This window comes from Thioalkalivibrio nitratireducens DSM 14787 (assembly GCF_000321415.2).
GTDB classification, from domain to species: domain Bacteria; phylum Pseudomonadota; class Gammaproteobacteria; order Ectothiorhodospirales; family Ectothiorhodospiraceae; genus Thioalkalivibrio; species Thioalkalivibrio nitratireducens.
In genome coordinates this window covers 2,523,052-2,545,757 of record NC_019902.2, presented here as the reverse complement: position 1 = coordinate 2,545,757, position 22,706 = coordinate 2,523,052, and the positions used below count along the sequence as shown (strand labels likewise).

General features: G+C 64.3%; 19 protein-coding genes and 1 CRISPR repeat array (1 of these 20 running past the window's edge). Of the genes, 13 read left to right on the top strand and 6 right to left on the bottom strand.

Annotated elements, in window-relative coordinates:
- Window positions 1-55: 55 nt before the first annotated feature.
- Window positions 56-2,416, top strand: a complete 2,361-nt coding sequence (locus TVNIR_RS11595; protein WP_015259222.1) for a Tex family protein — start codon at window positions 56-58, stop codon at window positions 2,414-2,416.
- A 358-nt stretch (window positions 2,417-2,774) separates the two neighbouring features.
- Here TVNIR_RS11595 and queD read toward each other — a convergent pair whose 3' ends face one another.
- Window positions 2,775-3,233: a 6-carboxytetrahydropterin synthase QueD gene (gene queD, locus TVNIR_RS11590; protein ID WP_015259221.1), complete on the bottom strand. Its 459-nt coding sequence runs from the start codon at window positions 3,231-3,233 to the stop codon at window positions 2,775-2,777.
- A 238-nt stretch (window positions 3,234-3,471) separates the two neighbouring features.
- Window positions 3,472-3,810, bottom strand: a complete 339-nt coding sequence (locus TVNIR_RS11585) for a cupin domain-containing protein (protein ID WP_015259220.1) — start codon at window positions 3,808-3,810, stop codon at window positions 3,472-3,474.
- 71 nt (window positions 3,811-3,881) lie between these two features.
- Here TVNIR_RS11585 and TVNIR_RS11580 point away from each other — a divergent pair, with 71 nt between their 5' ends.
- On the top strand, window positions 3,882-5,240 hold the full coding sequence (locus TVNIR_RS11580) for a TlpA family protein disulfide reductase (protein WP_015259219.1): 1,359 nt from the start codon (window positions 3,882-3,884) through the stop codon (window positions 5,238-5,240).
- A gap of 246 nt (window positions 5,241-5,486) precedes the next feature.
- Entirely contained in the window at window positions 5,487-6,161 is a 675-nt protein-coding gene (locus tag TVNIR_RS11575; protein WP_015259218.1) for a microcompartments protein, read from the top strand.
- A gap of 72 nt (window positions 6,162-6,233) precedes the next feature.
- Here the strand turns inward: TVNIR_RS11575 and TVNIR_RS11570 are convergent, their stop codons facing one another.
- Window positions 6,234-6,632 (bottom strand): HIRAN domain-containing protein, encoded by a 399-nt coding sequence (locus TVNIR_RS11570; RefSeq protein ID WP_015259217.1) that lies wholly within the window; start codon window positions 6,630-6,632, stop codon window positions 6,234-6,236.
- Between the two features lie 615 nt (window positions 6,633-7,247).
- Between TVNIR_RS11570 and yjgA the strand changes: the two genes are divergently transcribed.
- Together yjgA and TVNIR_RS11560 are read left to right on the top strand one after the other, a co-directional pair.
- On the top strand, window positions 7,248-7,793 hold the full coding sequence (yjgA, locus tag TVNIR_RS11565) for a ribosome biogenesis factor YjgA (protein WP_043739681.1): 546 nt from the start codon (window positions 7,248-7,250) through the stop codon (window positions 7,791-7,793).
- Complete coding sequence (locus TVNIR_RS11560) at window positions 7,790-8,014, top strand: hypothetical protein (protein WP_015259215.1); 225 nt, start codon at window positions 7,790-7,792, stop codon at window positions 8,012-8,014. Before yjgA ends, TVNIR_RS11560 begins: the two co-directional genes overlap by 4 nt.
- Here the strand turns inward: TVNIR_RS11560 and TVNIR_RS11555 are convergent.
- Together TVNIR_RS11555 and TVNIR_RS11550 are read right to left on the bottom strand one after the other, a co-directional pair.
- A complete protein-coding gene (locus tag TVNIR_RS11555) occupies window positions 7,989-9,752 on the bottom strand; it encodes a hypothetical protein (RefSeq protein WP_015259214.1) in 1,764 nt (587 codons plus the stop codon). The two genes, TVNIR_RS11560 and TVNIR_RS11555, sit on opposite strands and share 26 nt — an antisense overlap.
- Window positions 9,749-10,939 carry a C45 family autoproteolytic acyltransferase/hydolase gene (locus tag TVNIR_RS11550; RefSeq protein WP_052316639.1) on the bottom strand — a complete coding sequence of 397 codons (1,191 nt, stop codon included), beginning with the start codon at window positions 10,937-10,939 and terminating at the stop codon, window positions 9,749-9,751. Before TVNIR_RS11550 ends, TVNIR_RS11555 begins: the two co-directional genes overlap by 4 nt.
- Window positions 10,940-11,949: 1,010 nt before the next feature.
- Here TVNIR_RS11550 and TVNIR_RS11545 point away from each other — a divergent pair.
- On the top strand, window positions 11,950-12,234 hold the full coding sequence (locus tag TVNIR_RS11545) for a dual-action ribosomal maturation protein DarP (protein ID WP_052316638.1): 285 nt from the start codon (window positions 11,950-11,952) through the stop codon (window positions 12,232-12,234).
- A complete protein-coding gene (locus TVNIR_RS11540) occupies window positions 12,231-12,698 on the top strand; it encodes an alpha/beta fold hydrolase (protein WP_015259212.1) in 468 nt (155 codons plus the stop codon). The genes TVNIR_RS11545 and TVNIR_RS11540 overlap by 4 nt, the downstream gene beginning before the upstream one ends.
- A 10-nt stretch (window positions 12,699-12,708) precedes the next feature.
- On the opposite strand, the gene TVNIR_RS11535 is transcribed toward TVNIR_RS11540, so the two are convergent.
- A complete protein-coding gene (locus TVNIR_RS11535; protein ID WP_157092271.1) occupies window positions 12,709-12,972 on the bottom strand; it encodes a hypothetical protein in 264 nt (87 codons plus the stop codon).
- A 279-nt stretch (window positions 12,973-13,251) separates the two neighbouring features.
- Here TVNIR_RS11535 and cas1f point away from each other — a divergent pair, with 279 nt between their 5' ends.
- From cas1f to cas6f, 6 genes are all read left to right on the top strand, one after another.
- Window positions 13,252-14,229 (top strand): type I-F CRISPR-associated endonuclease Cas1f, encoded by a 978-nt coding sequence (cas1f, locus tag TVNIR_RS11530; protein WP_015259210.1) that lies wholly within the window; start codon window positions 13,252-13,254, stop codon window positions 14,227-14,229.
- Window positions 14,226-17,591 (top strand): type I-F CRISPR-associated helicase Cas3f, encoded by a 3,366-nt coding sequence (cas3f, locus tag TVNIR_RS11525; protein ID WP_015259209.1) that lies wholly within the window; start codon window positions 14,226-14,228, stop codon window positions 17,589-17,591. Before cas1f ends, cas3f begins: the two co-directional genes overlap by 4 nt.
- Window positions 17,592-17,863: 272 nt before the next feature.
- A complete protein-coding gene (gene csy1, locus TVNIR_RS11520) occupies window positions 17,864-19,129 on the top strand; it encodes a type I-F CRISPR-associated protein Csy1 (protein ID WP_015259208.1) in 1,266 nt (421 codons plus the stop codon).
- Window positions 19,122-20,117: a type I-F CRISPR-associated protein Csy2 gene (gene csy2, locus TVNIR_RS11515; RefSeq protein WP_015259207.1), complete on the top strand. Its 996-nt coding sequence runs from the start codon at window positions 19,122-19,124 to the stop codon at window positions 20,115-20,117. Before csy1 ends, csy2 begins: the two co-directional genes overlap by 8 nt.
- 17 nt (window positions 20,118-20,134) lie before the next feature.
- Complete coding sequence (gene csy3 / locus TVNIR_RS11510; RefSeq protein WP_015259206.1) at window positions 20,135-21,175, top strand: type I-F CRISPR-associated protein Csy3; 1,041 nt, start codon at window positions 20,135-20,137, stop codon at window positions 21,173-21,175.
- A 3-nt stretch (window positions 21,176-21,178) separates the two neighbouring features.
- Window positions 21,179-21,739 (top strand): type I-F CRISPR-associated endoribonuclease Cas6/Csy4, encoded by a 561-nt coding sequence (cas6f, locus tag TVNIR_RS11505; protein WP_015259205.1) that lies wholly within the window; start codon window positions 21,179-21,181, stop codon window positions 21,737-21,739.
- 132 nt (window positions 21,740-21,871) lie between these two features.
- Window positions 21,872-22,706: a CRISPR direct-repeat array (repeat unit 28 nt; unit sequence GTTCGCTGCCGCGCAGGCAGCTCAGAAA) (it continues 2,861 nt past the right edge of the window).

Here is a 22,706-nt window from a genome sequence, read left to right as displayed (position 1 = left end):
CGCATTGCCTATCATGCCCGACGCCGTGCCCATCCTCCCAAAGGACCGACCGCCCATGTCGCAGCCGCGCCGCAGCATCGAAGCCATCATCGCCGACGAGATCCAGTGCCGCGAGGAGCAGGTGCGCGCCACCGTCGCCTTGCTCGACGAAGGCGCGACCGTGCCGTTCATCGCGCGCTACCGCAAGGAAGTCACCGGCGGGCTCGACGATACTCAACTACGCATGCTCGAAGAGCGCCTGCGCTACCTGCGCGAACTGGAAGAGCGCCGCGAGGCGGTGCTGAAGAGCATCCAGGAGCAGGGCAAGCTGACCCCGGAACTCGAAGCCGACATCCTCGCGGCCGACAGCAAGACTCGCCTCGAGGACCTGTACCTGCCATACAAGCCGAAGCGGCGCACCAAGGCGCAGATCGCCCGCGAGGCCGGGCTGGAGCCGCTGGCCGACGCGCTCTTGGGTGACCCGACGCTGGATCCCGAGGCCACCGCGCAGCAGTATCTCAACGCCGAGCACAAGATCGAGACCGCCAAGGACGCGCTCGACGGCGCGAAGCAGATCCTGATGGAGCGCTTCGCGGAGAACGCCGACCTGTTGACCCGGATGCGCACCTGGCTTTGGGAACATGCGCTGATCCGCGCGCAGGTGGCCGAGGGCAAGGCCGAGGAGGCCAGCAAGTTCCGCGACTACTTCGACCACGCCGAGCCGCTGGCGAAGACCCCGTCGCACCGGGCACTGGCATTGTTCCGCGGTCGCAAGGAGGGCGTGCTGCGCGTCGCGATGGCGCTTCCCGAGGAACTCGAGAACGCCCAGCCACACCCCTGCGAGGCGATGGTCGCGCACAGCATCGGCTGGGCACACCAGCGCCGCGCGGCGGACGACTGGCTGCAGGAAACGGTGCGCTGGACCTGGCGGGTGAAGCTCGCGGTGCACATGGAAACCGAGCTCCTCGGGCGTCTGCGCGAGCTCGCCGAGGCCGACGCGATCACCGTGTTTGCGCGCAACCTGAAGGCCTTGCTGATGGCGCCGCCGGCGGGCATGCGCGCGACGCTGGGACTCGACCCGGGCCTGCGCACCGGCGTGAAGGCGGTCGTGGTCGACCACACCGGCAAGCTGCTGGCCCATACCACGGTGTTCCCGCACGCGCCGCAGAAGCGCTGGGATGCGTCGCTCGCCGAGTTGGGTGCGCTGTGCCAGCAGCACGGCGTTGAATTGATCGCGATCGGCAACGGCACCGCCAGCCGCGAGACCGACAAGCTTGCCGGCGAGCTGCTGCGCAAGCTGCCCGCGCTGCGCATGCAGAAGATCGTCGTCAATGAGTCGGGCGCGTCGGTGTATTCGGCGTCCGAACTCGCCGCGCGCGAGTTCCCGGAGCTCGACGTGTCCTACCGCGGCGCGGTCTCGATCGCGCGGCGGCTGCAGGATCCGCTCGCGGAACTGGTGAAGATCGACCCGGGTTCGATCGGCGTCGGCCAGTACCAGCACGACGTCAGCCAGGTGCAGCTCGCGCGCAGCCTCGATGCGGTGGTCGAGGACTGCGTGAACGGCGTCGGCGTCGACGTGAATACCGCATCGGCACCGCTGCTCGCGCGCATCGCCGGGCTGAACGGCACGCTCGCGAGCAACATCGTCGCGTTCCGCGAACAGCACGGCGCATTCGGCAGTCGCAAAGCGCTGATGGAAGTGCCGCGCCTGGGCGAAAAGACCTTCGAACAGGCGGCGGGCTTTCTGCGCATCATGCGGGGCGACAACCCGCTCGACGGCTCGGCGGTACACCCCGAGGCCTACGTGGTGGTCGAGCGCATCGCTGCGAAGCACGGGCGCCGGGTCGACGACCTGATCGGCGACGCCGCGTTCCTGCGCCGGCTGAATCCGGCCGACTACACCTGCGAGCGCTTCGGTGTGCCGACGGTGAGGGACATCCTCGGCGAACTCGAGAAGCCGGGGCGCGATCCGCGGCCCGAATTCCGCGCCGCCGAGTTCCGCGAGGGCGTGGAAGACCTGAAGGACCTGAAACCCGGCATGGTCCTCGAGGGAACGGTCACCAACGTGACCAACTTCGGCGCGTTCGTCGACATCGGCGTACACCAGGACGGTCTCGTGCACATCTCCGCGCTGGCGGACCGTTTCGTGAAGGATCCGCACGAGGTCGTCGCGCCGGGTGACATCGTCAAGGTGAAGGTGCTCGAGGTCGATCTCGCGCGCAAGCGCATCGCGCTGACCCGGCGCCTGGAGGAGCCCGCCGAACCCGGCACCAGCCGCGGCCCGGCGAACCGGGATGCGAAAGCCCCGCGCGGGGACCGCAACAAGGCGGCCCAGCGACGCCCCGGCAAGCCGAAACCCGAGGCCGCGCCGACCGGCGGCATGGCCGCACTGTTTGCCGAGGCCCAGCAGGCCGCCCAGCGCAAGCGCCAGCGCTAACGGTCAAGGTTGGCTTGCACCTTCCCGTGATCGAAGGGTAGGGCGGAAAAGGCCGAAGGCCGTCAACCGCCAGCCGGCGCTGGGGTGCCCCCCGGCTCCTGGGCGGCATGAACGCCGCACGGCGGATGACGCTGCGCTATTCCGCCCTACGGGACTGATCGAACGGCAGGGCGAACGGTAGGGCGGAAAAGGCCGAAGGCCGTCATCCGCCAGCCGGCGCGGCCCCGAACTTCTGGCCGCACGAACGCCATGCGGCGGATGGCGTTGCGCCGTTCCGTGCAACGCGCCGCGCCAAGGGGCATCTCCTGGGCACCGGTGCTCGCGGTGCAACCTCTTTCCCCGCGATCCCCCGAGTGTGTTACCGGTTTTCCAGGTCTTCGCGCACCGCATCCGCCCAACAGTTCGGGGTTTCGTAAAGACGAACGCGGTCCAGACGCAGCTGATTGCCGTAAGTGTCCCGGTACAGCGGATCCAGGATCCGGAATGCCAGTTGGGCGAGATTCTCCGCGGTCGGCACGCAGTCCAGCACGACCGTTTTGTGGTCCGGCATGCTGGCCAGGAACTCCACGACTCTATGGTCCCCCCGGTAGACGAGGAATGCGTGGTCCCAGCGATCGACCAAGTGGGTCTTGGCGATGGCCTTGACGTCGGAGAAGTCCATGACCATGCCGTTCACGGGTTCCCCCGAAGCTTCGATGATCTCGCCGCGCAGGGTGATCATGATCGTGTAACGGTGTCCGTGCAGGTGTCGGCACTGGCTGCGATGGTCCGGGATGCGGTGGCCCGCGTCGAACTCCAGCTTTCGGGTGATACGCATGATCAACGGGTTCCCTGGGCAGCGTGGGAGTGTATCATCGCGAACGGACTGGCCGGATATCGACCCCGTTCCTGTCCCTTCTAGGCACCTGTCTCACCGGCTACCCAAGGGAGATCAGCCAGCCGCGGCAGCTTGTCGCTGGTACAGGGGTGTACGTCAGTGCCCGCCTGTTGGCGAAGTCACGCCGCTGTGTGGTTCAGGCACGCGTGGGCCCATACAGCGGGCAGGGGGCGCCGATTCAGTTGCCGGGATCGATGTGCACCGCAAGCCAGATGCACGGCGGTTCCGCGGAGGTACGCAGCACGCGGTGCGGCGTGTGCGCCGGGATGAACAGGTAGTCCCCGGCCTGCAGAGGCACACGCTCTTTGCCCAACTGCAGTTCGGCCTCGCCCTGCAGCAGGCACACCCACTCGTCCTGCTCCTGATCGTACAGGGTGGGCTCCGGGCGGCCACTGCTGACGATGCGCTCGATGCGCACCGGGTTGCGCCGCAACAGATCCTCGAACGCCTCACCCCCCGCTAGGGAAGGCAGCCCGCCAAACAGGTTTCCCCGCGTGCCGCCGCGCCACCCGCTCATGGATGCAGCCGCCGGCCGTCTGCGTCTAGACTCCAAACCCCGTTCCGAATCATCCGATGAGAGTGCGCGCCATGCCGATCCTTCGCAACCGCATCGTGAGCGTTTGCCTGTTGCTGCTGCTGGCGACAGGCACCCAGGCCGATTTCGCCGTCGATCTCGACAGCGGCGACCTGCTCGAGGTGTACGAGTTCGGCGGCGAGAACGACGGCCCGCTGTTCCTCTGGCTGGTGAATCAGTACGGCGAACTGGTGACCCCCAACGCGCTGATCGAAACCCTGGCGAGCCGTGGCGCGACGGTCTGGCGCACCGACCTGCTCGATTCGCTGCTGTTGCAGCGCAGCAGCGAGGCCATCCGCAGTCTGGATGGCGGGCCGGTGGCCGCGCTGCTCGACGCTGCGGTGGACTCCGGGCGCGGCCCGATCGTGCTGGTGACCTGTGACCGCATGGCGGTGCCGCTGCTGCGCGGCCTGCACGAGTGGCGTAAGCAGGGTGGTGATGCCGCCGGCGTTGCCGGCGGCATCCTGTTCTTCCCGAACCTCTACCGGGGAACGCCGGTGGCGGGCGAACAGCCCGAGTTGCTCGGCATCGTGGACGCCACCAACATGCCGCTGGCGATCCTCCAGCCCGCACTCGGCGCCAACCGCGATCGCCTGACTGAGGTGCTCGACGCGCTGCACGACGCGGGCAGCCCTGCCTATGGCTGGCTGGTCGACCAGGTGCGCGACTACTACCTGCTGTATTCCGAGGAGCCCGTGAATCGGGCCCTGGAATCCTCCGCCGGCATCATGCCGCCGGAAGTCCGCTCCGCGATCGCGGACACCCCGAACCAGCTGTTGATGGCGACGCAGCTGCTTGCCCGGACACCGCGCCCGGATGCAGTGCTGGCGTTGGACGAAGCGGCCGAGCAGCCGATCGCGCCCGCCTACGGTCTGATCGAGCGGCAGCCTCGCCCGGCACCCGATTACGATCTGGTCGACGCCCGCGGCACCCGTCATGCACTCGACGAAAGTCTCGGGCGCGTCACGCTGGTGAACTTCTGGGCGACCTGGTGCCCGCCGTGCGTGCACGAGATTCCGTCGATGAACCGGCTGGCGGGGGCCTACGATGAGGACGAGTTCGCGATCGTCTCGATCAACTTCCGCGAGGAACCGGAGCATATCCTCGAGTTCATGCGCGAGGTCGACGTCGACTTCCCGGTGCTGATGGACGAGAACGGCGCCGTCTCCCGCGACTGGGGCGTGTTTGCGTTCCCCAGCTCCTTCCTCCTCGACCGCGACGGGCGCATCCGCTACTCGGTCAACACCGCGATCGAGTGGGATACCGACGAAGTGCGCGAGGTGATCGACCGGCTGCGGTCCGAGGATCAGTACACCAGGCTCCCGCACCTGCCGGTTGCGCAGGGGCCGGCCGCAACGATCGAGGCCCGGTGACCGCGCGCAACGCCGCGGGAAGAAACCCTGCAAGTCGTGCTACACTCCGCGCGCATCGTCGATGCGGGCCACGGTCCATCGTGCCTTCCGCGGCTGCCTGAATTCGGGTTGACGCGGGCACAGCGCCCCCGCCGATGCATCGACGGAGCACGAAGCCGGCTGTGGGCAGGCACACCCCGGACGGCATCGCCATCGCACCCGCGGATGTTCCGCGTCCGAACCGACGAGACACCGATTCCAGCCCCCATGTTGCACGAGACGAGTTCACAGCGTACGCGCCCGCATGACCGCGATTCGGCGGTCATCGCGCTGCGTACCTTCGTGTACATCAACTCGCTGCAGCCGCAGCTCGCGTCGTACATGGGCACGGTTTCGCAGGGTTTCCTGCCGAAGCCGGGAGATTCGTGTGCCTGGCTGGAAGTGGAGCCGGGCATGGCGATCCACCGCCTGACCGACGTCGCGCTGAAGGCGGCGCAGGTGCACCTGGGCCAGATGGTCGTCGAACGCGCGTTCGGGTCGATGGTCATCCACCACCGCGACCAGAGCAACGTGCTCGAGTCCTCGCAGGTTGTGTTCGATCGCATGGGCACCACCGCGCGGGCACGCCAGCAGTGCCGGGTCGCCTGGCACGAGATCATCCGCGGCATCAGCCCCGACCACGCGGTGCTGATCAACCGCCAGAACCGCAAGGGGTCGATGATCCTGCCCGGTCAGAGCATCTTCATCCTCGAGACCGAACCAGCCGGCTATATCATCTATGCGGCGAACGAGGCCGAAAAGGCCGCGAACATCACGCTATGCGAGGCCCATGCGGTCGGTGCCTTCGGCCGGCTGACGCTCGCCGGGCGGGAGGCGGACATCGAGGTCGCCGCGCACGCGGCGCTGAGCGCCGTCGACCGCATCAACACACGTGTCGACTGACCGTCGTCCGCGCCTAGTGGGCCGATCTCTGGGGAAATAGCCCCCGCTGCCGGCCACCCTTGCGTACCCGTTTCATCGCCAGTGCTCCAGGTACACGTCCAGGTCGATGCGCGCCCACGGATCCCGGCTTTCGCGCAGGGTGTGGATGCGTGCGATCACCCGGGCACCGCGGTCCAGTAACCCCGCGGCCAGCGCATTGTTGACCCGCGGAAGGTAGCCCAACTGCTCCCCCAGCCAGGTGATCCGAACCGCGCGCGGATCCACCGGATTGCTCAGCTCCCGGCTCAGCAGCAATGCCTGCCCCTTGCGCAGGTATGGCCACAGGCGACCGGCGGCGTGGTGGTCGAACCCGGCCAGCGGCAAACGTTGCAGATAGCGCGCGGGCGGTGCTTCGGGCCGTCGGCGCCGGCGGGTGTATCCGCAGAGCAGCGGGGTGCGCAGGGCCTGGGGCGGACGACGAATCAAATGCATGGCAACCTCCTGGGACGTGGTTCGCTACCGTTATAGCCCGGGCGGTGGCTCAGAAAGTGATCCTGTGCGCGGCCCCTGCCGGCGAACGCCAAAGCTGCGGATCCCTTGAAATGCGCCGGTACGCGGTTCCAATGCTCCATCGCAGGGTGTTGGCATGCTGTGCGCCTTCGGTGACCGGCTCACGATTGGCATACTGCGGAACCGATCGCGTCCCTGTGGGAGCCGCTCAGTGATTTCTTGCCGGGCAGACTCGACCGCAATGATCGTTTCGGCACCGTTCCGGGCGCCAATGCGTGTGCATCCCGGGTCGATCCCGCACAGCCGGCCACGGGGTGGCGGGGGACGCGACCATGTCGTTGCCTGCAGCCGCAGACGGCCGCCGCAGTCGCAATTGCCCCGTTCGCCCGTAGACTCGACAATGCCAGCCTCGGCATCGGGCCGCGGCTTGATCGTTTGCGACCGCCGCGTCCGTGACAGGGATGACATCCCTCCGGGCAACTCGGGCGGGTAGATGCCCGTTCGATTTCAATCGACGCGCCGTCGTGGACGCGGCCTTTCTACAATGGGTCGGACAATGTCGGTCATCAGACGAACCCAACCCACCCGGTGGATTCCATGGAAAACAGCGACCCCGACGCCCGGCGCAGCAAGACTCAACTGAAGCGCGAGAGCCTTGGGCTGCAGAAGCTCGGCGCTGAACTGGTAAAGCTTTCGCCCGAGCGCCTGCGCCGGATAGACCTCCCCGAGAGCCTGCGCGCCGCGGTGCTGGACGCCCAGCACATCACCAGCCGGGGTGCACTGCGCCGGCAACTGCAGTACATCGGCCGGCTGATGCGCGGGGTCGACCCCGCGCCGATCGACGCGCAGCTGGCCGCCCTGCGCGGCGAATCGGAACGGGCGCGCGCCGATTTCCATGCGCTGGAACGCTGGCGCGAGCGCCTGTTGGCCGACGACGCCGCGCTGACCGAGTGGCTGGAAAGCCATCCGGCCGCGGACGCCCAGCACCTGCGTCAACTGATCCGCAACGCCCGCCGGGGAGCGGCCGAGGGCAGGCCGCCGCGCGCCAGCCGCGCGCTGTTCCGGTTCCTGGCGGCATCCCGGCCGGGCGGTGCGCAGGCTCTCGCCGAGCCCGATCCCGACAAGGAGCAGCGAGGCCGATGAAGATCCTTTTCCTCCATGGCTGGCAGTCGCTGCCCGGGGGCGTGAAACCAAGTTATCTGGCGCGCCATGGCCACCAGGTGCTGACCCCTGCGCTGGACGACCATGACTTTACCGCCGCCGTGGCGACCGCGCAGGCGGTGTTCGAGTGGGCCCGGTGCGGTGAGTCGCCGGCTCACGCCGTTGGGCCGGCGGGCCTCAATTCGCAGCGCCTTGCGCGGTGAGCGACGAAAGGGGCCGCATGGTCTCGTCCGGGCAGGGCACGGAATCGCCGCGCATCCGGATTTCGGCCAGGCCCAGCAGTGCATCCAGCGTCAGACCCTGGGCGATGCGGTCCTCGTGCGTGCTCGCGATGGCGGCCAACGGGCCGAAGCGCGCGGGGCAAACCTGGGTGACCAGGGCCATCCGCCGCCATCCGTCGCCCTCGACGGTGCGCACGTTGCTGCCGGGAAGGTGGCGGGACCGCCCCTCGGCGATCCACACCCTTTGACCGCCGAACACCTCTTCGCGCACCTCGAGCGGACCGTCGAACAAGTCGCGCAGAAGATTACGGACCTGTTCCTCGGTGGCACCCGTCACGCGTGTCCTCACAGAGGCATAGGGTACGCCGCGCGGTGTGTCGCTCAGCAAGAGTTCCTCATGGCGGATCCGGCCGTTTTCCGGCACCGACAGGCGCACCATACCTCCCATCAGATCAACGACCTCGCTGATCGGTGCGACCATGGGCGAGGGTGAGCCAAACCCGGACTGAGACACGGAGGCGAGCGTGCGAGCGATCGGTCGCCCGTCGAACAGCGCCTGCAGCGGTGCCATGTAGAGATCGGGGCAGGGTGCGGCATCGTCGGGGAGAGTCAGACGAGGCAGCTTCAGCAGATCCTCCTGGGCCATCGTTTGGTCGGGGCCGACCGCGGCCGACAGCACAACGGGGCCCGCACTCGGTGGGCACAATCGGGTGATCAGGCTGCGGCGCTGCCAGGCCGGACCGGCCTCGTCGCCCGATGCATCGGCGCCGGGCACGTTCAGCGCAGGTCCGTTCAACACCCAGACTGGAATCCCTTCGACCGTGCCTTCGGTGACCCGCGGCAGGACCGCGAAGCGGCTTTCGAGGAACAGCAAGGCGGCGTTCTCGAGTGGACCGAGTTGCTGCATGAGAAGCTCGGCGTGCAACGGACCCCGCCGCCCCTCCCGGAAGCGGATGCTGCCCGGACTCACCCAGCGTCCACCCGGCGGGACGCGGACCTGCACCAGACCCTCGAATTGGCGGGGATCGGGCATCCCGATCTCGATCCCGCCAATGGCATGCAGACTGGCGAGGATCGCCGCGTTCAACTCGGTTGCCCTGCGTTCGGAGAGATTCGTGTGCAGGATCGTCACCATGGGCAGATACCCCCACGAGTTCACCGTCCGCCCCAGATACACGCTCAGGCGGCGACTCGAGAGACCGAACAGCGAACGATCCTCGCCGGAGAGCACGTCGAAATGCTCCCCCAGCAGCGGAACCGTCTCGCCGGTGGCAGCCACGGTGAACGGAAATTGCCGTGACATCGACCGGGCCACCGCCTCGGGCGAGACCAGGCCCGCAACGGCCATCGTCTCGGGCCGCGTGAAATGCAGTCCGATCGCCGTGACACTGCGGAGGGACGCATCGGGATTGCCGAAATAGGCTGCCACCCCGCGGGATTCATCGACCTCGTCCGTCGGCGTGCGGGTAAACCCCTTCGGCAGACCGAGGCGCACACCAAACACCTCGTGCCAGTTCCATTCCTCGGGTAGCTCCGGGGATGACGCCGGTGACGGGATCGGTGCCAGCGGAAAGTCGAACCGGCCCGATGGATCGAAAGGTTTCACCTCCGGCGGGCTGCGCAGAAGCGGCAGGATCGACGCATCCTGCCCCTCGGCAGGTGGTGCTATGCCGACAACACCCACCAGCAGGAACAGCGAAAGAATGCGCATAGCGATCATTGGAAGTAATCGTTCAGGTCCACGTCTGTCCAGTCCTGGTGACCGGGCACCTTTATCCACAGCCTCAGGGTCTCAGGCTCGGCAATAACCTGGTACACTGTACGGATGTCCCCCTCCGGGGGCCAGGTAGCGCCTCCTTGCTGCATGGAAGTGTCCAGAATTTTCATCATTTTGCTGATATTGATTGTACCCTTGTTTTCCCGGCCCAACTTCAGAAGGTTGTCTCTTCTCTTTATCGATTTGAAGCCTGTACCGTCCTGGAGCATCAGTCCCCAGGATGGATGGGCGAAATGGTTGGTGGACACCAGCAGCCCATTTTCCTCGCCGGATCTTCTTTTTAGGCCGAAAGGCGGCCACTCGTAGGAAAAAGCCTTGTTCTGGTCAGCAATATTGATGATAAAAGAAAAGTTGGACCTGGTGCTGTGCATGGCGGCATCCACTTGTTCTATGGTTTCATAATCAAAAAGGAAGGCCAGAAGATTGATGACCGCATGCACCCTGTTAAGGTGAGTCAGCTTGCCGCCCGAAGGCAGGCCGTTGTTCAGTTCAATGAAGATTCCCTCCGAATTTATGCCGGTGGTGGCATAGATGACTCCGGCAAGGGTCACTATGGCGGCGGAGGTACCGGAATGAGGGTTGAACACCGTGAGTGTAAGCGAGCTTGCAAAATCGGTATAGCTTTCAAACCAGTCGTAGTTTCTTCCGGTAATCAGGGGGCTGCCTGCAGTAAAATCATTCCAGGCAAAGATTGCCGAGCAACCGGACAAGGTGCCGTAAAGCTCCAGAGCGTTGAGCATGATCTGCTCTTCCAGATCAAGGCCGGAAGTCTGGGCCATGCCCTGGATAAGGTCCTTGAAACGCCTGGGATAAAATTCGTACAGCCCTTTGGCTGTCTGCAGCATTGTTTCCCGGGAGAGGCCTTTTTTCTCCATGAAATAGTCAACCACAGCCTCCTGATACAGGTCCTGCAGGACATAGGACATGAGGTGACCGTACTGCCGGCCCATTTCTAGGTAAGTTCCCTCAAGCTGAAGCACATTTAGGGTACCCGGCCGGTACAGTTTGCCTCCCTGCCAGGTCTTTGCGGGCTCATTCAGGCTGGTCTCAACCTGTGATGCGGCGGCCTGCACAGGCAAGAACAGAAACAATACAGCAAACGCGACCGGCAGAATTATTTTGTTGAACATGACGTCCCTTGTGTGTTTGTATGGCGTGTTTCAGGACTGAAGAATTGCCGTTCTCCCGCGCCCGGCCATATCCTTGAGAACCACGCGAACCACGCGAACCACGCGAACCACGCGAACCACGCGAACCACGCGAACCACGCGAACCACGCGAACCACGCGAACCACGCAGCACGACGCGTGGACGGCCGACGATCTCCCTTGCCGCATTCCAGGCAGAAAAGTTTTATGGTGCCAGAAGCAGGCCGTGTCTAGTGCGTACAGTAGTCAGCGCATCGCCTTACATCTCTCATGTGGTCTTGCTTGCTGACATTCTCGCGAGCGAGGCCGTAGTTCTCAACTACTGCATCAGGCAAGTGGTCGACCAAGCACGGACGCCACCCCTTCCTGGGCGGGTGATTCGATCAGCTACACCGTCTTCGGCCCTGAGACGCAGGCACGAGGTGCCCATCAGGCAACGAAACAGCATCGCGATGCCGCCGACAAGGCTGCCTTATCCCGACCCTGAACGTCCACCGCGGCTGCCGTGGCGGGGCCGCGCAATGCCAGAAAGCGGTCAGAACTGCACAGACAATTTGGCGGTCAAGGGGTGGCCTGTATGCGACAGAGCGAGACCTGACCCCAGTGCGTTTGTGACCCCAGTGCGTTTGACCCCATTGCGTTGCCTGGCGCGGTCAGCGCCGAGAGGGACCGAATGGTCTTGTGCGGGCAGGGCGCGGAATCACCGCGCATCCGAAGTTCGGGCCGGCCAGCAGCGCCTCCAGCATCAGGCTCTGGGTGCTACGTTCCTCGTGCATGCTCGCGATGGCGAGCTGAAGTGGCCTCCGCTGCACCGACCATTGGGCGGTTAGGGGAAGCTGCATGCTACAGGGCGAGACCTGACCCCGGTGGTATGCGTTCCTCGTGCATGCTCGCGATGGCGAGCTGAAGTGGCCTCCGCTGCACCGACCATTGGGCGGTTAGGGGAAGCTGCATGCTACAGGGCGAGACCTGACCCCGGTGGTATGCGCGCGATGGATCTGCCCGACACCCTCCGCGCCGCGGTGCGCCGGCAACTGCAGTACATCGGCCGGCTGATGCGCGCGGTCGACCCCGCGCTGACCGAGTGGTTGGAAAGCCATCCGGCCACGGACGCCCAGCACCTGCGTCAACTGATCCGCAACGCCCGCAGGGAGGCGGCCGAGGGCAGGCCGCCGCGTTCCAGCCGCGCGCTGTTCCGGTTCCTGGCGGGATCCCGGCCAGCCGGTGCGCAGGCTCTCGCCGAGCCCGATCCCGACAAGGAGCAGCGAGGCCGATGAAGATCCTTTTCCTCCATGGCTGGCAGTCGCTGCCCGGGGGCGTGAAACCAAGTTATCTGGCGCGCCATGGCCACCAGGTGCTGACCCCTGCGCTGGACGACCATGACTTTACCGCCGCCGTGGCGACCGCGCAGGCGGTGTTCGACCGGGAACGCCCCGACGTGATCGTGGGCTCGTCGCGGGGCGGGGCGGTGGCGATGAACCTGGATTCTGGCGAGGTGCCACAAGTGCTGCTGTGCCCCGCATGGAAGCGCTGGGGGTCGGCAACGACGGTGGGTGCTGCGACCCGGGTGCTGCACTCGCGCGACGACGACGTGATCCCTTTCGCCGATTCCGAGGAACTCGTTCGGCGCAGCCGCCTGTCGCCCTCGGTGTTGGTCGAAGTGGGGAACGACCACCGCCTGGCGGACCCGGAACCCCTGCAAGCGATGCTGCGGGCCTGCGAGGCGCTTGTGGGCCGTTGAATGCGGACCATCACCGCAACGCGGGGCCGAGCGCGGGATCCCGGGCCCGGTGCGGCGGGTCGCCGGTGGACGTCGCAGCCCCGGCCGACCTCGGTCCGTAGCGCTTGGCGCGGTCAGCGCCGAGAGAGGCCGAATGGTCTCGTCCGGGCAGGGGCGTGGAATCACCGCGCATCCGGAATTCGCCCCGCCCCAGCAGCGCCTCCAGCGGCAGGCCGTGGGTGCCGCGTTCCTCGTGCATGCTCGCGATGGCGAGCTGAAGTGGTTTCCGCTGCACTGCGCATTGGTGGGTGGAGGGAGGCTGCATGCTACAGGGAGAGACCTGACCCCGCTGTCTCGTTTGACCCCGGTGTCTGCGTGACCCCGGTGTGTGCGTGGGGTCGACCAGCGCTGGGTTCGCCGGGTGATCCTCGTGATCCTGCCCCCCCGGCCATTCGCACTGTCGAGTAGTCGTCACTGGCTCACTCTCTGAGCCAGTGGGGGTGGTATGGTTGGGCGCACGTCTTGCAGAGTACCGCGATATTGATGCTGGATCCGCAGTCGGTGGGCAAAGGATATGGAACCGATACAGCCGTCGTCATTGAAGACGATCCTTCACTCGAAAAGAGCGAATCTTTACTACCTTGAGCACTGTCGGGTACTGGTGAAGGGTGGTCGCGTCGAATACGTGACCGAGCAAGGGAAAGAGTCCTTCTACTGGAACATCCCGATCGCCAACACCACGACCGTGCTATTGGGCACTGGAACGTCGATTACGCAAGCCGCGGTGCGCGAACTCGCCAAGGCGGGCGTGATGCTCGGGTTCTGCGGCGGTGGCGGCACGCCGTTGTTCAGCGCGACCGAGCTTACCGTTGAAGTCGCGTGGCTGTCCCCGCAAAGCGAGTATCGGCCAACCGAGTATCTGCAATCCTGGGTTGGGTTCTGGTTCGACGATACCCTCCGGCTGCAAGCGGCGAAGACCTTTCAGCAGGCCCGTCTACAGCGAATCGCGCAACACTGGAACAACTATCGGGAATTCAGGGATGAGGGCTTCGTGGTGCCTGCCGACCAGCTCGCCAGTACGCTCGATGCCTCGCGCCGCGCGGTTGAAGCAGCGAGGGATAACACCGATCTCCTGACCGAGGAGGCGCGTCTGACCAAGAAGCTGTTCAGGCTCGCTTGTCAGGCAACCGGCTATGGTGATTTTTCCCGCGCGAAACATGGCGGTGGAACCGACCCGGCCAATCGGTTTCTTGATCACGGCAACTATCTGGCCTACGGCCTCGGGGCGACGGCAACCTGGGTGCTGGGCATCCCCCACGGGTTATCGGTACTGCATGGCAAGACCCGGCGCGGGGGTCTGGTTTTCGACGTCGCTGATCTCGTCAAGGATGCGGTGATTCTGCCCCAGGCCTTCGTGTCGGCGGTGCGGGGCGATGAGGAGCAGGAATTCCGACAAGCCTGCATTGAACAACTTACACGCACCGAGGCGCTCGACTTCATGATCGACACCGTGAAGGCCACCGCACGGGTCGTGACGAGCGGTGGGCAGTGAACGTTCTCCTCGTTTCTCAGTGCAACAAGAACGCACTCAAGGAGACGCGCCGCATACTGGACCAGTTCGCCGAGCGGCGCGGAGAACGCACCTGGCAGACCTCGATTACCCAGGCCGGTCTGGACATGCTCCGAAAGCTGCTGCGCCAGTCCGCGCGGCGCAACACGGCGGTGGCCTGTCACTGGATACGCGGTCGTGATCGCAGCGAGTTGCTCTGGATTGTCGGCAATGCCAGCCGATTCAACTTGCGTGGTGCGGTACCCACGAATACCACCGCACGCGATGTGCTGCGTCGCGGCGACGAAAACGACTGGCACACCGGCGAGGATATCCGGCTGCTGAGCAGCCTGGCCGCTCTGCTGCACGATCTCGGCAAGGCATGCGTTGCGTTCCAGCAGCGTTTGACCGCGCACGGCAACCTCAGCCGGAACCAATACCGCCACGAATGGATCAGTCTGCGCCTGTTCCAGGCCTTTGTTGGCAATGACGATGATCGTGGCTGGCTTGAGCGGCTGAAGGATCTTCCCGCCGATGACGATCAGGCATGGACCGCTGCACTCCTGAAGGATGGCCTGGTCGAAGGGCTCGAATCACCATTCCGGACACTACCGCCACTCGCGGCCGCAGTGGGTTGGCTGGTCCTGACTCATCATCGGCTGCCATTGCTGCCCGACGATGACGGTCGTCCCACAGGCCGAGTGACCGGCTTCCGGGCCGAACGCCTCACGGGGTTGCCCGAGATCATTACGCCGAATTGGAACGAATGCCCCAGCGAGACCGCGCCAACAGTGCTCCAGCCGTATTGGCGGTTCGATTACCCTCTGCCGGTAACCACGTCCAAGTGGCGGGGTCGCGCCCGCAACCTGGCCGAGCGACTTCTGGGGCGACTGCCCAGCATGCCGGCTGCCTGGCTCGACAATCCATACGTGATGCATCTGGCGCGCATGAGCCTGATGCTGGCCGACCACCACTATTCCAGCCTCACCGATCCCAAGGATCGAGTGAAGGGCGAACCCGGATACGGTTTGTATGCCAATACGAACCGAGCGACCCGACAACTGAACCAACCCCTCGATGAACATCTGATCGGCGTCGAGGCCATCGCGCGTGCCATTACCCGTTCGTTGCCGGGGCTCGAGCGGCATCTCCCGCGTCTCGCCCGTCACAAGGGATTCCGCAAGCGGACGGCGGACCCGCGCTTCCAGTGGCAGAACAGCGCTTTTGATCTCGCCGCGTCGCTGCGCGAACGCACGACCGCCCAGGGTTTTTTCGGGGTGAACATGGCTTCGACCGGAAGAGGGAAGACCCTCGCCAACGGTCGCATCCTGTATGCCCTGGCCAATCCGGAACAGGGCGCCCGCTTTTCCATCGCGCTGGGTCTGCGAACGCTGACCTTGCAGACCGGGCAGGCTTTCCGGGAGTTGATGCACCTCGGGGACGACGAACTCGCCATCCGGGTCGGCGGTACCGCCAACCGCATCCTCTTCGAGCACTTCGAGGAACAGGCGGAGCGCCACGGCTCGGCGTCAGCACAGGACCTCATGGACGAGGACGGACACGTCTTCTACGAAGGTGACTTCGGCAACCATCCGGTTCTGAAGCACCTGCGGCACGACCCGGCGATCCGATCGCTGATCGCCGCCCCGATCCTCGCCTGCACGGTGGATCATCTGACCCCGGCCACGGAAAGCGTCCGCGGCGGGCGGCAGATCGCGCCCATGCTGCGTCTGATGAGCAGTGATCTGGTGCTGGACGAGATCGACGACTTTGCCCTGGAGGACCTGCCGGCACTCACACGCCTGGTGCACTGGGCGGGCATGCTCGGTTCACGGGTTCTGTTGTCCTCGGCAACGCTGGCGCCGGCGCTGGTGGAAGGCTTGTTTCTGGCCTACCGGGAAGGCCGCGCCGTATTCCAGCGCAACCGTGGCGAGCCGGGCCAGCCGGTCAACATCGTCTGCGCGTGGTTCGATGAATACGGAAAGCTGGCGCAAGACTGCGCGGACGGCCCCGAGCTTGCGGCAGCACACGGGCGGTTTGTGCAAGGCCGCCAGAAGCGCCTGGCGGCGGAGCAGCCTCGGCGCAGCGCCGAACTGGCTTCGCTACCCATCTCCCGCACTGGCTCGCAGGAAGAAATCCGGCAGGAATACGCCCGGCAGCTACGCGGCCATGCACTGGAACTGCACCGACGGCATTGCAGCGTGGACCCCGCAAGCGGGAAACGGGTCAGTTTCGGCCTGATCCGCATGGCCAATATCGAGCCGCTGATTGCCGTCGCGCAAACCCTGTTTCGGGACGGCGCCCCGGAGGGCCATCGCTTTCACCTTTGCGTGTATCACTCCCGTTTCCCGCTGCTGATGCGCTCGGAGATCGAACGGAACCTAGACCGGATCCTCAACCGGAAGCAGCCCGAGGCGGTATTCGAACTGCCCGTGGTCCGCCATCGTATCGATGCCGCGCCGGAGCCGGACCAGTTGTTCATCGTGATCGGCTCCCCCGTGACCGAGGTCGGGCGCGACCACGACTACGATTGGGCAGTGGTCGAGCCTTCGTCGATGCGCTCGATCATCCAGCTTGCCGGTCGCGTCCGGCGGCACCGCGAGCCGACCGACAAGGGTCCCAACCTCGTCCTGCCGAACTTCAACCTGAAAGCGCTCGAACGGCGTGGCCAGCCCGCGTACTGCCGCCCCGGATTCGAGAGTGAGGAATGGATGCTCCGCAGCCATGATCTTGGCGAACTTCTCCGCCCGGAGGAATACGCCACTATCGATTCGCGGCCCCGGATCATCGAACCGCAGCCCCTCGAGCCGGCGGACCGGTTGTTGGACCTGGAACATGCCCGCCTGCGCGATACCCTGCTGCCCCGCAAAGTCGACGTCGTCGCGCAGCCCCTTTCCCGCCGAGAACGCCGGGCGATGAGATCGCCAGCCACTCCGCGCCTGAACGCGGCTTCGTGGTACCAGCTTCCGCGCGCGACCCTTACCGGCACCTTGCAGAAAGTGCAGCGATTTCGCGATCAAACCGGCCAGAACGAAGTCGATCTCGTCCTGATGCCGGACGAAGCGGAAGAAGACTGGGTGCTGCAGAAAATCCACCGGGAACCCGGTAGCCGGGGCCAATCGGTCTACATCGACGTCGAGAAAAGCCTCATGCAGCGCCATAACCTCGAGGCCGTAATCGGGCCTCGTACAGGCGCATGGATTACCCGCCCGTACATGGACGCGCTGGCCCACCTCGCCGAGCAATTGGACATGCCGCTGGAGCACTGCGCCCGCCGCTTCGGCACCGTGTCGGTGCCGGACCGCGATAACGGCTGGAGCTACCACGACGCGTTGGGGTTCTTCCTGTCCCGAAATGACGCGTGAATTGCGACTGCCTGTTCGGCAGGTAAGTCCAAAAAGAAGAGGACAAGTTTCTGAGCTGGCTATGCGCCAGAAAACCTCGCGGGGCAGCCTGAAGTGTATCAGGCAGGCGCAAAGGAAGCGGATGGAGAGGGTTCGCAAGTGCAAAGACAAGGGGGAACTCGTGGGGAGTTTAAAAAAAGAGTACAAGGGATTGACATGAAGAGCGAAGGTCGTTACGGTCCAAGCTCGCCGGGGCAGCTGCCTCCGCTTACCACGAGCACGGAGACGCTCTAATGGGATACCTACTCCGCAATTCCGTTGAGGCCTTTTTGACGGCCCGATTTGAAGTCAAAGCAGAAAAGCTGGCACCCGACGACCCCAAGTATCTAGCGTTGCAACAGCAGTACCAACGCGAGAACTGGCTGGCGGACGCTGCTCGCCGCGTCGCGCAACTTCAGGTCGTCACGCATTCGCTAAAGGCGATTCACCCGGATGCGAGAGGGACCAACCTTTTTCGGCCGCCGACGGAGCTGCCGAAGCATCCGGAAGTCGGCAGCCATGTCCTGAGTTCCGGCTTCAACGAGGACGTGGTCGGTAACGCTGCCGCGCTGGATGTCTACAAGTTCTTGAAGGTGGAGCATGGCGGCCGAACGCTGCTGAGTCGCGTACTGGCGGACGACGACGAACTGGCTGCCGCATTCAGCGATGATCTCGATCAGGGCCGGGAATGGTTGCGGGCCTTCGCCCGTATCGTGGAGCCACGCGGCATCGAGGCCAGTCACACCCGGGCAAAACAGGTGTACTGGCTTGCGGGTGGGGACCCGACTGTAGACACGGACTTTCACCTGCTCGCACCGCTGTACGCGGCTTCACTCGCCCATGTGGTGTACCAAACCATTAATGACCACCGGTTTTCGGAGGAAGCAAAGGCAGCACGCAAGGCGCGGCGTGAAGGGGAATACAGTGAAACGGGTTTTCACGAGTACCCGAATCTAGCTGTCCAGAAGCTGGGTGGAACCAAGCCTCAGAACGTTTCGCAGCTCAACCTCGAACGGCACGGCACCAATTACCTGCTCGCGTCGCTGCCGCCCAACTGGGCCAACCGTGACCTCAGGCCACCGCTATTCGTTGACTCCGTGTTTTCCCGGTCTTCCTTCGGGCGCCGACCAGGCGTTCGGCAGGTGGTCACCGCGCTCAAGCGATTTCTTGCGACAAACCCGCCGCCAAACGTCACGACTCGACAGCGACGCGACAAACATCTCAATAAACTGGTGGACGAGCTGCTCCTGTATGCGGCCGAGCTGCACACCCTGGAGCCGGGATGGAGCGCCTCTCCGGATTGCTCGCTGAACAGGTTTGAGGCCTTGTGGCTCGATCCCCGCCGAGCCGATATCGACCCGGACTTCGCAACCGAATGCGAGAACGAGGAATGGGTGGATAAAGTGAGCCATCGATTCGGCAATTGGCTGAACGCAAGGCTCCAGCATCGGCTTCCATTTGACGATGCGGCATTTCGTTTCTGGAAGGACTCTCTGCGCGAGGTGCTCCTGCATGCTTGAAGAGCCGAATTACCTACTCGAAATCCCGCGATTGCGGGTGCAAAACGCTAATGCGATCTCCAGTCCGCTGACCTGGGGCTTTCCGGCGATGACGGCCTTCGTGGGGCTGATGCACACGCTGGAGCGGAAACTGGATGAACGTAGCTTGGAACTATTCTTCGATTCCGTTGGAGTCATTTGCCACCGTCACGAGCCGCAAATCTCCACAGCGACATTTCCGCGTACGTTCCGGCTGACTCGCAATCCAATATTTCAGAGCAAGCGTGATGTCCAGTCGAATCGACCAGCGGCCATCGTCGAGGAGGGTCGGACTCACCTGGAAATCACCCTTGTATTCAGCGTGCGCGGAGATAGCTGCAAGAGTTCCGAAAACGAGCAAGTGGCGCGGCAGATTGAGGAACTCGTCCACACCCTGCGCATTGCGGGCGGCACGGTACAGCCTACCCGCAACGCGCGCCGGCGCAGCACGCGAATCATCCCAGTGACCGAGGACGCGGAAGCGCGCCCGAAGGAATACCGAAAACTGCTTCGGCAATGGCTTCCCGGATTCGCGCTGGTTGCTCGCGACGACCTGCTGCAAAGCCACTGGAAAACGTTGCGGGAAGAGAGACCGGAATCCACGCTGTTGGACGCCTGGCTGGATCTGTCCCGGCTAACTTGGGAATGCCATGGCGAAGAGTCGGCTGATACCGAACAGGCACCCACGGTTCATTGGGAACCACGTCGGCCACGCGGCTCATCCGGATGGATCGTGCCGATTCCCGTGGGTTATGGCGCACTTGGGCCGCTGCATGATCCGGGCACCGTCGCTGCTGTCCGGGATGCCGAAACCCCGTTCCGGTTTGTCGAAAGCCTTTATTCGATCGGCCAGTGGATTGGCCCGCATCAGCTGACAAGCCCGAAACAACTTCTGTGGTACCCGGAGAGCGAGCCGGATAATGGCCGGTATCGTCTTCGCAATGACTACGAACCCAACGTTTACGCCTGACCAGGGAGGAACCCGACATGGCCAAGAACACTGAACTTCATACTGCTTCCGTCCTTGCCTTTGAACGCAAGCTCGACCCCTCCGACGCATTGCTCTATTCCGGACAGTGGTCCGACAGGGGCAATCCCGACCAATGGATCGCCATTCCGGTACGGGAAAAATCCGTGCGCGGCACCATCTCCAACCGCCTGAAGGCCAACAAGCAGGATCCGGCCAAGCTGGACGCGGCGATCCAGAACCCCAACCTGCAGACGGTCGATGTCGCAATGCTGCCCAACGACCGGGACACCTTGATGGCGCGGTTCACGCTGAAGGTGCTGGGTGGTGCAGGAAAGCCGTCGGCCTGTAACAGCGCGCCGTACCAGGCGAAGCTCGAAAGCGTGGTCAGCGGCTACGTGGATAGACATGGTTTCTCCGCGTTGGCGCGCCGATATGCGCAGAACATCGCCAATGCCCGATTCCTGTGGCGCAATCGCATGGGCGCCGAGGCCGTCGAGGTTCGCGTCGAACGCAAGGAGAATGGTGCAACGACGCAAACCTGGGCCTTCAACGCGCTGGAGATTCCGGTGCGAGAATTCACGGCCCAAGGGGATGCGGAAACGGATCTTCAGGAACTCGCGGAGGTCATCCGCCAGGGGCTTGCGGGCGAAAGCTTCGTGTTGCTGGAAGTCACGGCGTTCGCGCGGATGGGTGCCGGACAGGAGGTGTTCCCCTCGCAGGAGCTGATCCTCGATCGTGGTCAGGGCAACAAGAGCAAGACCCTCTACACGGTCGATCAGATCGCAGGGATCCATTCCCAGAAACTGGGCAACGCCATCCGCACCATCGACACCTGGTACCCGGACGCCACCGAACGCGGAACGGGGCCAATCGCCGTTGAGCCCTATGGTTCGGTGACCACCCAAGGCACCGCATTCCGCCAGCCCAAGGAAAAGGCAGACTTCTACTCGCTGCTCGACAACTGGATTCTCAAGGACCAGGAACCCGCGGAAGAGCAGCAGCATTTCGTGCTCGCAACTATCGTTCGCGGCGGTGTGTTTGGCGAAAAGGCGGACTGAACCATGGACCACTATCTGGACTTCACCGTGCTTCCAGACCCCGAGTTCAGAGAAACCACCTTGCTCGGAGCGCTGGTCAGCAAGCTTCATCGTCGGCTGGTAGTCCTGGAAGCTGACGATATCGGCATCAGCCTCCCCGATTTTGAAAAAGCCCCGCCTCTTGGGAACCGGTTGCGAGTCCATGGAACCCAAGAGCGCATCGAAACACTGATGCAGGAGGAATGGCTGGGCGGTATGCGGGGCCAACTGGAAATCGCCCCTCTTCGCGCGGTCCCGGCCGAAGTCTTACACAGAGGCGTCCGCCGCCGACAATACAAGACCAACGTCGAACGGCTTCGACGACGGCGCATGCGCCGACACGGAGAAACCCACGAAGAGGCGCGTGAGCGTATCCCGGACACCGTTGCTCGCAAGGTGAAGACCCCGTTCCTCACCGTGTACAGCACCAGCTCCGGCCAGCGTTTCAGCCTTTTCATCGAACACGAACCAGTACAGACTCGCTGCGTGGTGGGCGCGTTCAACAGCTACGGGATCAGCCGGGAAGCCACCATTCCGTGGTTTTGACCCTTTTTTCCAAGTGGCTCAGCGGACGCTTGAAAAATCAACACGTTATAATCCTATGGGCCTACTTGGGTGAAACGTGCAGTGAGCCGATTTATTCTTTAACAATCAGGAATATAGAGAAGTAGAGCGCTAGTTCGCTGCCGCGCAGGCAGCTCAGAAATGGCTGCCGACCTTGGCGGCTTCCTCGATGATGTTCGCTGCCGCGCAGGCAGCTCAGAAAGTTTGCGGCGATGTCCTCGGCCAAGGCTTGCAGTTCGCTGCCGCGCAGGCAGCTCAGAAACGGCAGTTCTCCGCGCCGTTCTCGCTGTCTCGCGTTCGCTGCCGCGCAGGCAGCTCAGAAATGATTGGGCCGCTCGTCGCGCTCGATTTTTTCCGTTCGCTGCCGCGCAGGCAGCTCAGAAACTCGAGCTCCGCCTGCAGCTCCCGGGCGCGTCGGTTCGCTGCCGCGCAGGCAGCTCAGAAATGAGCCAGAGCATGCAGCGCCTCGTGGCCCTGGTTCGCTGCCGCGCAGGCAGCTCAGAAAACTTCTTCCATGTGTCGGTGGGGCGGCTGCACGTTCGCTGCCGCGCAGGCAGCTCAGAAAACGAACTCGACCAGGCTATCCAGCCCACCGCTGTTCGCTGCCGCGCAGGCAGCTCAGAAAACCGCCTTGAACAGCTTGTCCTTGCCCTTCTGGTTCGCTGCCGCGCAGGCAGCTCAGAAACGCTCCCGGCACCATCAGCGCGCCCCACAATTGTTCGCTGCCGCGCAGGCAGCTCAGAAATCGTCCGGGTCCACCACGCCGGAGAACCCAAAGTTCGCTGCCGCGCAGGCAGCTCAGAAATTGGTATTCGAATTCTCCCTCCGGGTCTGGAAGTTCGCTGCCGCGCAGGCAGCTCAGAAAACGTCGCCGCTGGCGTAACTGCACTTGATATGCGTTCGCTGCCGCGCAGGCAGCTCAGAAATTACAGTCGGCGCTTTAACTCAA

What these genes read in the sequence shown, in the direction of transcription:
- csy2 (WP_015259207.1), top strand. Translation starts at nt 19,122, where the DNA reads ATGCTTGAAGAGCCGAATTACCTACTCGAAATCCCGCGATTGCGGGTG.
- TVNIR_RS11575 (WP_015259218.1), top strand. Translation starts at nt 5,487, where the DNA reads ATGTTGCACGAGACGAGTTCACAGCGTACGCGCCCGCATGACCGCGAT.
- csy1 (WP_015259208.1), top strand. Translation starts at nt 17,864, where the DNA reads ATGGGATACCTACTCCGCAATTCCGTTGAGGCCTTTTTGACGGCCCGA.
- TVNIR_RS11550 (WP_052316639.1), bottom strand. Translation starts at nt 10,939, where the DNA reads ATGTTCAACAAAATAATTCTGCCGGTCGCGTTTGCTGTATTGTTTCTG.
- TVNIR_RS11585 (WP_015259220.1), bottom strand. Translation starts at nt 3,810, where the DNA reads ATGAGCGGGTGGCGCGGCGGCACGCGGGGAAACCTGTTTGGCGGGCTG.
- cas1f (WP_015259210.1), top strand. Translation starts at nt 13,252, where the DNA reads ATGGAACCGATACAGCCGTCGTCATTGAAGACGATCCTTCACTCGAAA.
- TVNIR_RS11555 (WP_015259214.1), bottom strand. Translation starts at nt 9,752, where the DNA reads ATGATCGCTATGCGCATTCTTTCGCTGTTCCTGCTGGTGGGTGTTGTC.
- TVNIR_RS11595 (WP_015259222.1), top strand. Translation starts at nt 56, where the DNA reads ATGTCGCAGCCGCGCCGCAGCATCGAAGCCATCATCGCCGACGAGATC.
- TVNIR_RS11545 (WP_052316638.1), top strand. Translation starts at nt 11,950, where the DNA reads ATGGATCTGCCCGACACCCTCCGCGCCGCGGTGCGCCGGCAACTGCAG.
- TVNIR_RS11570 (WP_015259217.1), bottom strand. Translation starts at nt 6,632, where the DNA reads ATGCATTTGATTCGTCGTCCGCCCCAGGCCCTGCGCACCCCGCTGCTC.
- TVNIR_RS11540 (WP_015259212.1), top strand. Translation starts at nt 12,231, where the DNA reads ATGAAGATCCTTTTCCTCCATGGCTGGCAGTCGCTGCCCGGGGGCGTG.
- yjgA (WP_043739681.1), top strand. Translation starts at nt 7,248, where the DNA reads ATGGAAAACAGCGACCCCGACGCCCGGCGCAGCAAGACTCAACTGAAG.
- TVNIR_RS11560 (WP_015259215.1), top strand. Translation starts at nt 7,790, where the DNA reads ATGAAGATCCTTTTCCTCCATGGCTGGCAGTCGCTGCCCGGGGGCGTG.
- queD (WP_015259221.1), bottom strand. Translation starts at nt 3,233, where the DNA reads ATGCGTATCACCCGAAAGCTGGAGTTCGACGCGGGCCACCGCATCCCG.
- csy3 (WP_015259206.1), top strand. Translation starts at nt 20,135, where the DNA reads ATGGCCAAGAACACTGAACTTCATACTGCTTCCGTCCTTGCCTTTGAA.
- cas6f (WP_015259205.1), top strand. Translation starts at nt 21,179, where the DNA reads ATGGACCACTATCTGGACTTCACCGTGCTTCCAGACCCCGAGTTCAGA.
- TVNIR_RS11580 (WP_015259219.1), top strand. Translation starts at nt 3,882, where the DNA reads ATGCCGATCCTTCGCAACCGCATCGTGAGCGTTTGCCTGTTGCTGCTG.